General features: G+C 28.6%; 11 protein-coding genes. All 11 read left to right on the forward strand.

The window, feature by feature from the left end; genetic code table 11:
* Positions 1–216: 216 nt before the first annotated feature.
* Entirely contained in the window at positions 217–1434 is a 1218-nt protein-coding gene (gene dapG, locus L21TH_RS03340; RefSeq protein WP_006308949.1) for an aspartate kinase, read from the forward strand.
* A gap of 142 nt (positions 1435–1576) precedes the next feature.
* Positions 1577–2338 carry a ClpP family protease gene (locus L21TH_RS03345; protein ID WP_006308951.1) on the forward strand — a complete coding sequence of 254 codons (762 nt, stop codon included), beginning with the start codon at positions 1577–1579 and terminating at the stop codon, positions 2336–2338.
* Positions 2339–2427: 89 nt separating this feature from the next.
* Complete coding sequence (locus L21TH_RS03350; RefSeq protein ID WP_006308953.1) at positions 2428–3252, forward strand: undecaprenyl-diphosphate phosphatase; 825 nt, start codon at positions 2428–2430, stop codon at positions 3250–3252.
* 136 nt (positions 3253–3388) lie between these two features.
* Entirely contained in the window at positions 3389–5707 is a 2319-nt protein-coding gene (locus tag L21TH_RS03355) for an FtsK/SpoIIIE family DNA translocase (protein ID WP_006308955.1), read from the forward strand.
* A gap of 25 nt (positions 5708–5732) precedes the next feature.
* Entirely contained in the window at positions 5733–6779 is a 1047-nt protein-coding gene (gene mnmH, locus L21TH_RS03360) for a tRNA 2-selenouridine(34) synthase MnmH (RefSeq protein ID WP_006308957.1), read from the forward strand.
* 23 nt (positions 6780–6802) lie between these two features.
* Positions 6803–8143 carry a 30S ribosomal protein S12 methylthiotransferase RimO gene (rimO, locus tag L21TH_RS03365; protein ID WP_006308959.1) on the forward strand — a complete coding sequence of 447 codons (1341 nt, stop codon included), beginning with the start codon at positions 6803–6805 and terminating at the stop codon, positions 8141–8143.
* On the forward strand, positions 8130–8672 hold the full coding sequence (gene pgsA / locus L21TH_RS03370) for a CDP-diacylglycerol--glycerol-3-phosphate 3-phosphatidyltransferase (RefSeq protein ID WP_006308961.1): 543 nt from the start codon (positions 8130–8132) through the stop codon (positions 8670–8672). The genes rimO and pgsA overlap by 14 nt, the downstream gene beginning before the upstream one ends.
* A gap of 27 nt (positions 8673–8699) precedes the next feature.
* Complete coding sequence (locus tag L21TH_RS03375) at positions 8700–9944, forward strand: competence/damage-inducible protein A (RefSeq protein ID WP_006308964.1); 1245 nt, start codon at positions 8700–8702, stop codon at positions 9942–9944.
* A gap of 96 nt (positions 9945–10040) precedes the next feature.
* Complete coding sequence (gene recA / locus L21TH_RS03380) at positions 10041–11066, forward strand: recombinase RecA (RefSeq protein WP_006308966.1); 1026 nt, start codon at positions 10041–10043, stop codon at positions 11064–11066.
* Between the two features lie 157 nt (positions 11067–11223).
* Positions 11224–12210 (forward strand): metallophosphoesterase, encoded by a 987-nt coding sequence (locus tag L21TH_RS03385; protein WP_006308968.1) that lies wholly within the window; start codon positions 11224–11226, stop codon positions 12208–12210.
* A gap of 3 nt (positions 12211–12213) precedes the next feature.
* Positions 12214–12916 (forward strand): AAA family ATPase (locus L21TH_RS03390; protein ID WP_034429196.1); only part of this gene is annotated, 703 nt, incomplete at its 3' end.

Raw genomic sequence — 12916 nt, forward strand, 5'->3', positions numbered from 1 at the left:
ATCAGTTCCTGACAGAAAAAGTCAATTTAAACTTTTTTCATACAAAGATGATGTGCAAATACCTTGGGAAGCAGTTAGAAAAATAGGAAATGATATGATAATAATCGAAGTTGATGAATATACAATGCGCAACAGTAAGTATACCTTATAATGGAACGATTTTTAAAATAAAACATAATATAAAATATATCTATTAATAACTTTGAGGTGGAAAAAATGAAAATCTTAGTCCAAAAATTTGGTGGTACTTCTGTTGCAAACTCAAAGAACAGAAATAAGGTTGCTGAAAAAATTATAAACAAATACGAAGAAGGCTATAAGATGGTTGCAGTTGTTTCTGCTATTGGCAGAGAAGAAAATCCTTATGCAACAGATAGTCTTATAAATTTAGTAGATAATGAAGTGATAAAAAAAAGAGAATTAGACCTTTTGATGTCATGCGGAGAAATCATATCTGCAGTAGTTTTATCAAATGTAATAAATAGGCTAGGATATGAAACAAAAGTATTAACCGGCATTCAAGGTGGGATTTTAACAAATAAAGAGTATGGACGTGCAGAAATATTAGAGATTAATCCAGAGAAAATTTTAAATGCGTTGAAAGAAAATAAAATTGTAATTGTTGCTGGATTTCAGGGAGGTACTATAGATGGAGAAATAACTACATTAGGAAGAGGAGGTAGTGACACTACTGCTGTAGCATTAGGTGAAGCATTAAACTGTGAATATGTAGAAATATATACAGATGTAGACGGTATAATGACAGCTGACCCTCGTATTGTTCCTGACGCTAGACTTATAAAAAAAATGCACTATTCAGAAGTATATCAATTAGCAGAAGATGGTGCTAAGGTTATACATCCAAGAGCTGTTGAAATTGCTGAAAGAAGTAATATAGAAGTAAAAATTAAAAATACATTAACTGATTCCTCTGGTACAATAATAAGTAATAAAGATTTTGTAAATGCTAAAAAGAATAAAAAATTCGATAAAAATAAATTAATCACAGCAATAACATATAAAAAAAATAGAGTACAAGTTATTATAGAAGTAGACGATAAGACTGACTATGTTAGACAATTAATGAAAGAAATAACTAAGAATAAAATTAGTATTGACTTGATAAACTTTTTCACTGATAAAAAAGTTTTTACTATTGACAAGAATGATTTAAAAGTGTTAAAGAAAATTCTAAATAAAAATGGATATAATTATAAAGTAATCGAGAAGTGTTGCAAGATAAGTGCAATAGGACATAGGATTAGAGGTATACCTGGAATCATGGCAAAAATATACAATACTTTAGCAGAGAATGGAATAAAAATTTTACAAACAGCTGATTCATATACTACAATATGGTGTTTAACAAAAGAGGAAGATACAAATGCTGCAATAAATGCACTACATAAAGAATTCCATTTAGAGACTGAATAAGTAGGCTTTAAAGTCTACTTATTATTTTTTTTGAACTAAAGCATATAATTATACAATTAGTAAAAAATATATATATGAAAACTTAGAAATTATAAAGTTTTTTAAGAAAAACTTATAAACAAATTCATTAGGAGTGATAGACATGATTAAAGAAAAAGATTTTTTTAATAGCATAAACAATAAAAGTAACGATAAAAATATTATGTCAACACAACCAAGTAAAAAGCAGCCTCCTGTAAAGAACAGAAAATTAGAAAATATTGAAAGTTTAGGTACAATTAATATTCCTAATATGCCTAAGGATATACACTTTCTTAGTATAGTGGGGGAGATTGAAGGTCATATAATATCACCACCTCAAAAGAAAGCCACAAAGTATGAACATATAATTCCACAAATTTTAAGTGCAGAAGTAAACCCTCAAATAAAAGGTGTACTTACTATATTAAATACTGTCGGTGGAGATGTAGAAGCAGGATTAGCTATTTCTGAACTTATTAGCAGCTTAAGTAAACCAAAGGTTTCACTAGTTTTAGGAGGAGGACACAGTATTGGAGTACCGCTTGCAACTTCAAGTGACTATTCGTTTATAGTTCCAACTGCAACAATGACTATTCATCCAATAAGAACAACAGGATTAGTAATCGGAGTACCACAGACGTTTAGACATTTCCAGAAGATGCAACAGAGGATTATCAATTTTATTTTAAGGAAATCGACAATAGATAAAGATACATTATTAGATTTAATGTATGACACTGATGAATTAGCTAATGATGTAGGAACAATATTAACTGGTGAAGAAGCTGTAAAATATGGATTGATAAATGAAGTTGGTGGATTAACTAAAGCGATAAATAAGTTAAAAGAATTAATTGGTGATAAAGAATATAAAAATATTTAGTAAAGTAAAATAAAATATGTTATAATTAGTCTGTAATAGTGTTAATGAATTCCATTAGCACTTTACTTTTTTGAAAGGGGGATACCTATTTGTCAGTAATCGAAGCAATTATACTAGGTATTTTTCAAGGAATAGCTGAATTTCTTCCAATTAGCAGCTCTGGACATTTAGTTTTATTGCAAAAACTGTTAAATGTAAATGAAGGGAATTTATTTTTTACAATAATGCTTCATTTTGGAACGTTACTATCTGTAGTTATTGTGTATTATAAAGATATTTCTAATATGGCTAAGGAATTTATTGGTCTATTATTGGAAATTTTGAAAAATCGAAAGCTAAGCTTAAATAATGAATATAGAATACTCGCTATAATGATAATTGTAGGTACTATACCTACAGCTTTAATGGGTATGCTACTTAAAGATTTTTTTGAAGTTCTATTTGATTCAGTGGTTACAGTAGGCTTTGCGCTTTTAATTACAGGTATATTATTATGGGCAGCTGAAAAAAAAGCATCAGGACATAAAAGGACTAAAGATATAAGTATTTTTGATGCTATAATAGTTGGAACATTTCAAGGATTAGCCATAACTCCAGGAATATCACGTTCAGGGTCAACTATAGTAGGAGCATTGTTTAGGGGATTTGATAAGAAGTTAGCTACAAGATTTTCATTTTTACTTTCGATTCCAGCTATTTTAGGTGCATCTTTGTTAGAGTTTATGGATGTAATATCGGAAGGGAATCAAATCATTATAACATTACCTTTACTTATAGGAGTTTTATTATCCTGTATTTCTGGTATAGTAGCAATTAAAGTTTTAGTTAAGTTACTTGAAAAAGGAAAACTTCATTATTTTTCATATTATGTATGGATACTAGGTATAATTACAATATTAAGCACGACAATATGATATTTATTTGATTAAGCTTTGTTAAATATGGTTATGTAAACCATAACAAAGCTTTTTCTTTTTGCAATATCGTTTCATTAAAATAAAGTAAAGGAATTTTTTATAACGTGTAGAAATAAACAAATGAGGTGATGATATGAAAGCTAAATCAGCTAAAAGAAAAAAGAAAAAAAATAAAAACAAAGATTTAAATAAGGAAATAATAGGAATAATAATTATATCATTAGGAATATTAGCCTTATTTAGTATGCATAGTGCATCTACAGGTTATGTAGGAGACTTTATTGAGAACAAATTTAAGGTTATTGCCGGTTTCGGTAGTTTTCTTTTGCCTTATATTATTCTATTTATAGGAATATTATTTTCTTTAAATAAGCTTAAATTAAAGGAAAATAAGCGCTCCATATCGTTAGTTATTATATTTTTATGTTTTCTAATTTTTTTGCATATTAATTATTTTAATAAAGTAGAAATAGATGAAAAAACAGCTTTTATAGAACTTCTTAATGATTCTATAAAAGCTGGTGAATTAGCAAAAGGTGGAGGAATAATAGGAGCGTTATTTAGTTATTTAACTTTAAAATTATTTGGTGTGGTTGGTACATATATATTAATAGTATGTTTAACATTAATTTCTTTTTTAAATTTAACAAATATAAGTATCGTTGAAATTATGAGAAAGTTTTTTGGAGTATTGAAAAAAATAGTTAGAAATTCTTTAAAATCAATTAAAGATTTTGTTTATGTCGATAAAAAGGAAGATAAAAAAGAAGAAATATATGAAGAAGAAAAAATTAAAGTTAATGTAAAAAATAATATTGAGAATATACAAGAGGTTGATAAAAATAGAATAGAAGAAAAAATAAAGATTTTAGATTTTACTAATGAATTGAAAAAAAAGGAAGATAAAAAAGAAAGAAATACTGATTTTGAAAAAAATGATATAAGTATAGACAAGGATAGAAATGGCAATAATTCAGAAGATAATATTTCATTTGAAGTACTGGAAACACAGGGGTACGAAAGTATTGAGTCATATAAGTTACCGGAAACTAAATTATTAAGACAAAGTAAATATAAAAAAGACCCCAGTGAAAAGAAAGAAATCCTTAATAAAGCAAATAGATTAGAAGAAACTTTAAGTAATTTTGGTATAAAAGCAAATGTTATACAAATTAGTAAAGGACCTAGTATAACAAGATTTGAGTTGCAACCGGCTCCAGGTGTTAAAGTTAGTAGAATAGTAAATTTAACTAACGATATAGCTTTAAGTTTAGCTTCTTCAGATATAAGAATAGAAGCTCCAATACCAGGTAAATCAGCAATTGGCATTGAGGTGCCAAATCAAAATAAGGCAATAGTTTCATTAAGAGAAATTTTCGAATCAGATGAATTTGAAAAAGTTGATACTAAAATTCCGTTTGCCTTAGGTAAAGATATTGCGGGTAAACCTATTGTTACGAATATTGAAAAAATGCCACATTTATTAATAGCAGGTGCTACTGGTTCCGGTAAAAGTGTTTGCATTAATACTTTAATAACAAGTATACTATTTAAGGCAAAACCTGATGAAGTAAAACTTTTACTTATTGACCCAAAGGTTGTTGAATTAAGTGTCTATAATGGAATACCGCATCTACTTATACCAGTTGTTACTGACCCTAAAAAGGCTGCAGGAGCTTTGAATTGGGCTGTGCAAGAAATGACTAAAAGGTATAATTTATTTGCCAAGTTTGGAGTTAGAGATATTTTTAGTTACAATAATAAAGCTAACGTTGATGAGGAAATAGAAAAATTGCCACAAATAGTTGTAATTATAGATGAGTTGGCTGATCTTATGATGGTTTCACCTGGAGAGGTAGAGGACAGTATTTGTAGATTAGCTCAGATGGCAAGAGCTGCTGGAATTCACTTAATTATAGCTACACAAAGACCGTCTGTAGATGTTATAACAGGTACAATTAAGGCTAATATACCTTCTAGGATTGCTTTTTCAGTATCTTCTCAAGCTGATTCAAGAACAATTTTGGATATGGGCGGAGCTGAAAAACTTTTAGGTAAGGGGGATATGCTTTTTTATCCAGTAGGGGCTTCAAAGCCTAAGAGGATTCAAGGAGCATATATTGATGAAAAAGAGGTTGAAAAGATAGTTAACTATTTAAAAGAACAATCTAGTAGCAATTATCAAGAAGAAATAATTGATGATATAGAGAAAGAGGTAAGTATAGACTCAGATAATAGTGATGACTTATTGCCTAAGGCTATTGAATTAGTTGTTGAAGAAGGACAAGCATCAATTTCGTATTTACAAAGAAAATTAAGAATAGGTTATGCTAGAGCAGCGAGATTAATTGATGATATGGAAGAAAGAGGAATTGTAGGAGGTCATGAAGGTAGCAAACCTAGAAAAGTATTAATTTCTAAAGATGATTTAGACAATTTAAAAGAAAATTAGATTTAAGTAGAGGAGCGACTAACCGATGATAAAGAAAGTGGGGATTGATGAAATATTAAAAAAAAGAAATGTTGAGTTTATAGATGTAAGAAGTGAAAAGGAATTTTGTGCAGATACAATTCCTGGGGCTATAAACCTACCTATTTTAAATGATAGGGAAAGAGAAAAGATTGGTTATTTGTATAAACAAGTTGACAAGGAAAAAGCTAAAGAAAAAGGAATAGAATATGCATCAAGTAAATTATCGGTTATATACAAAAAAGTAAGAGAGATAAAAGAAAAAAATAAAGATATTGCATTATTCTGTTATAGGGGTGGAATGAGAAGTAATTCAGTTGCAAGCGTACTTAATACAATGGGAATTGACGTATACTTAATTGAAGGTGGATATAAAGCATATAGAAAATATGTAGTTGAAAACTTAGATTATCACATTAATAGGTTGAATTTTATAGTTCTACATGGATACACAGGTGTAGGAAAAACTAAAATATTAAGAATATTAAAGAATAGAAATGAACCTATTATAGATCTAGAGTTACTTGCAAAGAATAAAGGTTCTGTTTTTGGTAATATTGGTTATAATGATAGTTGCGTAACACAAAAGAATTTTGAAACAAAATTGTTTTGGGCTTTAATGAATATAAAAACTAATTATGTATTTATAGAAAGCGAAAGTAAAAGAATTGGAAAAATACTTCTACCTGAAAAATTGTATAACAAAATGGAAAAAGGAACACATGTGTTATTAAAAACGACTTTAGAGAATAGGATACAAAATATCTCTGATGATTACTTGAATGATAATATATTTAAAGAAAAGTCAACTATAATTAAAGCTATTAATAAGTTAAGAAAGAGATTGAGTAATAAATTGGTGGATGAACTTATAAAAAAAATTAAAGACGATGAATATAACTATGTTATTGAAAAGCTGATGTTACATTATTATGACCCTTTATATAAATATTCTATTGATAAAGTAAATAAATATGATAAAATTATTGAATATAAAGAAATTAATAAATGTGTTGAGGAGTTAATATTTTATAAACGATACATAGTAATATAGAAGGAACTGAAAGGAGTAATAAGATGGGTTTTAAAATATCAGTAGTTTCACTAGGGTGTTCAAAAAACCTTATCGATTCTGAGATTATGTTAGGTTTATTGGAGAATAATGGGTATGAAATAGTTGAATCCTTAGAAGATTCAGAAATTATCTTAATAAATACTTGCGGTTTTATTAATGATGCTAAAGAGGAATCAATCGAAACTATAATTGAAGCTGGTGAATATAAAAAGCATGGTAAATGCAAATATATAATAGTAGCTGGATGTTTAAGTGAAAGATATAAAGAAGAATTGCTAAAGGAATTGCCTGAAATCGATGGATTAATCGGTACAGGGAATATTCACGAGATATTGGATGTACTTGAAAAAGTAACTAGACAAGGTGGATGTGTAAAATTTGGAAATATCAATGAGCCATATAAAGATGAACTACCAAGAGTAATTACAACGCCAGCATATACAGCATATATAAAAATAGCAGAAGGATGTAACAATTTTTGTACTTATTGTATTATTCCTAAACTTAGAGGTAAATATAGAAGTAGAAGTATAGAATCTATAGTTAATGAAGTTACAGAGTTAGTTTCAAAAGGAACTAAAGAAATTATTTTGATTGCACAGGATACTACTAAGTATGGTATAGATATATATGGAGAAAGTAAACTTCCCAAGTTATTGGATGAATTAAATAAGATAAAAGGTTTAAAATGGATAAGGACACTATACATGTATCCAGATTCGTTTTCTGAATCCTTAATTGAAAGTATTAAAAGAAATGACAAGGTTGTTAATTATGTTGATATACCAATTCAACATATAAATGATCAAATTTTAAAAAGAATGAATAGAAAAACAAATAAAAAGCAAATAGTTAGTTTAATTAAAAAGTTAAGAAAAGAAATTCCAAATATTATTATTAGAACTACATTAATAGTAGGATTTCCAGGTGAAACTGAAAGTGACTTTGAAGAATTATATAAATTTGTTGAAGATACAAAATTTGATAGGTTGGGTGCATTTATTTATTCTAAAGAAGAAGGGACTGCTGCTGCTAAATTGAAAAATCAAGTAGAACAAGATAAAAAAGAAGAGCGACAAAGAAAAATATTGGAGCTTCAACAGGATATATCATGGAAAAAAAATAGACAAAAAGTAGGGAAAAAGTACCAAGTGTTGATAGAAGAGAAGATTCCTAACGAAGAATTATATATAGGAAGGTCGTACATGGATACACCAGAAATAGATGGTATAGTATATGTACGAAGTAATAAAAAGTTAAGCGAAGGAGATTTTATTGAAGTAAAAATTACAGATTACTTAGAATATGATTTAGTGGGGGAGATATGTAATGAACTTGGCTAATAAAATAACAATTGCTAGAATATTTTTAGTACCAGTTTTTATGTTTTTTCTATTAGTTAACGTACCTAGAGGTGAATATATTGCAGCTATAATTTTTATTATAGCTGCTTCTAGTGACAGTTTGGATGGATATATAGCCAGAAGTAGAGATCAAATAACTAAATTTGGTAAGTTTATGGACCCACTAGCAGATAAGTTATTAGTTTCAGCGGCTTTAATATCACTTGTGGAGTTAGAAAAAATATCAGCTTGGGTAGTAGTGATTATAATAGCTCGTGAGTTTGCTATTACAGGTTTAAGAGTTTTAGCAGCATCTGAAGGTATTACAATAGCCGCTAACTGGTGGGGAAAAATAAAAACAATAACGCAAATATTAGCTATTATAACATTATTATTAGATAACTTTTCATTTATTAATAATACGTTTCCTATTGACAAAATACTAGTTATATTAGCAGTTTTATTTACTGTAATATCAGGTGTTAATTATATATATATAAACAGAGAAGTATTTACAAGTGGAAGATAGTACAATTACTTAACCAGGAGGCATATTATGATTTGTGAAGTTATTAATGTGGGTTCAGAACTATTAAGTGGCGATGTTTTAAATACTAATATAATATACCTTTCAAAAAAATTACTTGAGTTAGGGATAGAAGTATCATTTCAGACTACTGTTGGGGATAATAAAAATGATTTAGCTAAAGTTATAACTGAAGGATTAAAAAGAAGTGAGTTGTTAATAATTACTGGAGGTTTAGGACCTACTGAAGATGATATAACTAAGGAAGTAGTATGTGAAGTATTGAAAGAAGAATTAGTATTCAGTGAAGAAGTACTGTCAAAAATAAAGGAACATTTTAATAAATGCTGTAAGCATATGAGTAAAAACAACTTAAAACAAGCATATATCCCTAAAAAAAGTAAAGTTATTCAAAATAAAGTAGGAACAGCTCCTGGATTTATTATTGAAAAGGATAAAAATATAATAATAATCTTACCAGGACCACCCAGGGAAATAAAGGAAATGTTTAAAAATTATATATGTTCATACTTAAGTAAGAAATCTAATATTGTAGTTAAGTCAAAGACAATAAGGACGATAGGGATAGGTGAATCTCATATAGAATCCAAAATTAGAAGTAAAATTGGATTTAAAGATAATACTTTAGTTGCAACATATGCAAAAGAGGGACAAGTAGATATTAAAATTACAGCAAAAGGACTAGATAATGAATCAGTTGACAAGACAATACAAGAAACTGTAGACACATTAATGCCAGAAATAAAAAAATATGTGTATTCATTTGACGATGAATCTATTGAAGAAGTTGTGTTCAAACAATTATTAAAAAATAATTTTAAAATTGGATTTTGTGAATCATGTACTGGAGGACTTATAACCAGCAGATTAACAAGAATATCAGGAGCGTCTAAAATTCTTAAAAGAAGTATTATTACTTATAGTAATACTTCGAAAATTGAAGAAGTTGGCGTACAAAGAGAAACACTAAATAAATATGGAGCAGTAAGTGAACAAACAGCTATTGAAATGGCTCAAGGATTAAAGAATAAGGATAATATAGATATAGCTGTTTCTGTGACAGGAATTGCAGGTCCTACTGGTGGTACAAGTGAAAAACCAGTAGGGTTAGTATATATGGCTTTAGTCACTAATGATACTATTAAATGTTATAAATTCAATTTTAGTGGAAGTAGAGAGATAATACAAAATAAGACTGCTAATAGTGTGTTCAATGAAATAAGAAAGTATCTTATTGATTTAAAAAATTATTAATTGACTTATGAAAACAAGTATTATATAATGACATTAGAACACACGTTCGAAACAAAGGGGAGAGGTAGGTGAAACCAGTTTAACTGGGAGAATATGATGGAGAAAAAGAAAGCTTTAGAAATGGCATTAAATCAAATTGAAAAACAATTTGGTAAAGGCTCAATTATGAAGTTAGGAGAGGATTCTAAACTTAATGTTGAAGCTATATCTACAGGTGCATTACAGTTAGATATAGCATTAGGAATTGGTGGAGTACCAAGAGGAAGAATTGTGGAGATATTCGGTCCTGAATCTTCAGGTAAAACTACTGTGGCTTTACACGTAATTGCTGAAGCTCAAAAAGCAGGAGGAGCTGCTGCATTTATTGATGCAGAACATGCTTTAGACCCTAGTTATGCGAAAAAGCTTGGTGTAGATACAGAAAACCTTATAGTATCACAACCAGATACAGGAGAACAAGCTTTAGAAATAGCAGAAGCACTCGTTAGAAGTGGTGCGATTGATGTAATAGTTATAGACTCAGTAGCAGCACTTGTACCTAAAGCAGAGTTAGAAGGAGAAATGGGAGATAGTCATGTAGGTTTACAAGCTAGACTAATGTCACAGGCATTAAGAAAGCTTGCAGGAGCAATTAAGAAATCGAATACTACTGCAATCTTTATAAACCAATTGAGAGAAAAAGTTGGAGTTATGTTTGGTAATCCAGAAACTACTACTGGGGGTCGAGCATTAAAGTTCTATGCATCAGTAAGGATGGATGTTAGAAGAATAGAAACTCTTAAAAAAGGTGACGAAATGATAGGAAATAGAACTCGTGTAAAAGTAGTAAAAAATAAAGTTGCACCACCATTTAAGAAGGCAGAATTTGATATTATGTATGGTGAAGGTATATCAAAGGAAAGTAATATCTTAGATGTTGGAACGACAGCGGATATTATAAATAAAGCTGGTTCATGGTATAGCTACGGAGATACTAGATTGGGTCAAGGTAGAGAAAATTCAAAAGAGTTTTTAAGAAATAATCCAGAAATATCTAATGAGATAGAATTGAAGATAAGAAAAAAATACGGTCTTAAAGTAGATGAAAAAGAAAATAAAGAAGAAAAAAAGAGTAAAAAATAATATAGTCTCCTCTAGAGGAGACTATATTATTTTTTATGTGAAATGGTTAAACTTTAGATAGGAAAATTAATAAATTGAATGTATGTTATAATAAATATTAAGTAAGTATGTGCAAATGGAACCAAATACCTTTATATAGAAATGAGGTGCCTTCATTTTGAGAATACTTTATTTAACCGACACGCATATAAGAGGAACTACCCCTAAGAATAGAAAAGACAATTTGTTAGAGACATTACAATTAAAATTTGAAGAAGTATTAGAAATATCAAAGAAATACAATGTAGATTATATATTACATGGTGGTGACTTTTTTGACAGACCTGACATTTCAAACTCTATTGCTAGAAAATTTGCTTTAATTTTAAGTAAATTTGACGTTCCTATATATGTAATAGCAGGCAATCACGATGTTTACGGGCATAATCCAGAAACTTTACATAGAACGTTGTTAGGACTTTTTGATGCACTTGGTATTTTAAATCTTATAGATTCAAATGATAAAATAATATTAAAAAAAGAGAATATAAAAGTTCAAATCACAGGCCAAAATTATAGATATGATATAGATACTGATAAATCTAAAAAAGGGTATATAGTTAAAGAAAAGCAAAAAGGTGTAGATTACTTAATTCATGTGGTGCATGGAATGCTGCTAGATAGACCTTTTATAAAAGGTATTCCATACACTCTTATAGAAGATATAGTCAAAACTAAAGCTGATATAACCCTTTGTGGACATTATCACTCAGGTTTTGGAGTAATAAAAATAGATAATAAGTATTTTGTGAATCCAGGAAGTTTGATAAGAATAACTAATAGTTTACAAGAGATTGAAAGAAAGCCTAAAATTGCAATAATAGATTTAAAGAAGGAGATTAATATAGATTTGATACCGCTGAAGAAAGCTAAGTCAGGTAAAGAAATATTGGATAGAAAACAAATTGAGATGTTCATATATAGAAATGAAAGAATAATGCAATTTAAACAGTCGATAGATTCATCAAGTGAATTTGAAAAACTTGATATTACTCATATATTAAATAGTTTGGCAAATACAGATGGGATATCAAAGGCTGTAAAGGACGAGGCAATTAATAGAATTGGAGTAGCACAGATGTATTTTAAAGGAGATGATGAGTAAATAATGAAATATATTAAGAAAGTTGTAATTGAAAATTTTCAATCGCACAAATTTACAGAGATAGAGCTAGATAAGTGTTTAAATGTAATAGTTGGTCCTTCTGACCAGGGAAAGAGCTCTATAATAAGAGCTATTAAATGGGTTCTTTATAATGAACCAACAGGGACTTTTTTTATGAGAGAAGGAGAAAGTAAATGTTGCGTAAGTTTATATTTTAGTGACAACACAGGTTTAAAAAGAATAAGGACAAAATCTAAGAATCAATATATATACGTTGATAGAAATGGTAAAGAATCTGTATATGAGGGGTTTGGTAAAAACGTTCCAATAGATATCATTGAAAGTACTAATATAAGAAAATTGTATTTAGACAGTAACAAAGCTAATACTATTAATATTGCAGACCAGTTAGAAGGACCGTTTTTACTTTCAGAAAAGGCATCAATTAGGGCTAATGCCATTGGTAGACTAGTAGGAGTACATATTGTTGATAAGGCAGTAAGTGATACTTTAAAAGATATCAGGGGGTTAAATACTCAAAAAAAAAGAGTTGAAGATAAATTAAGCGAACTGAATAAACAACTAGAAAAATATAAATATTTAGATGAATTAAAATATAAAATAGATAAGCTTGATTATATTTTAAAGATTATAAAACAAAAAAAAGAAAAAAAGGATAAATTAAAAAAGCTTAGAAACAATTATA

It is taken from the genome of Caldisalinibacter kiritimatiensis (assembly GCF_000387765.1).
GTDB lineage: Bacteria > Bacillota > Clostridia > Tissierellales > Caldisalinibacteraceae > Caldisalinibacter > Caldisalinibacter kiritimatiensis.

Bases quoted from the DNA above. Each gene is read 5' to 3' on its own strand.
- L21TH_RS03345 (WP_006308951.1), top strand. From the start codon at position 1,577: ATGATTAAAGAAAAAGATTTTTTTAATAGCATAAACAATAAAAGTAAC.
- recA (WP_006308966.1), top strand. From the start codon at position 10,041: ATGGAGAAAAAGAAAGCTTTAGAAATGGCATTAAATCAAATTGAAAAA.
- mnmH (WP_006308957.1), top strand. From the start codon at position 5,733: ATGATAAAGAAAGTGGGGATTGATGAAATATTAAAAAAAAGAAATGTT.
- L21TH_RS03355 (WP_006308955.1), top strand. From the start codon at position 3,389: ATGAAAGCTAAATCAGCTAAAAGAAAAAAGAAAAAAAATAAAAACAAA.
- L21TH_RS03375 (WP_006308964.1), top strand. From the start codon at position 8,700: ATGATTTGTGAAGTTATTAATGTGGGTTCAGAACTATTAAGTGGCGAT.
- rimO (WP_006308959.1), top strand. From the start codon at position 6,803: ATGGGTTTTAAAATATCAGTAGTTTCACTAGGGTGTTCAAAAAACCTT.
- dapG (WP_006308949.1), top strand. From the start codon at position 217: ATGAAAATCTTAGTCCAAAAATTTGGTGGTACTTCTGTTGCAAACTCA.
- pgsA (WP_006308961.1), top strand. From the start codon at position 8,130: ATGAACTTGGCTAATAAAATAACAATTGCTAGAATATTTTTAGTACCA.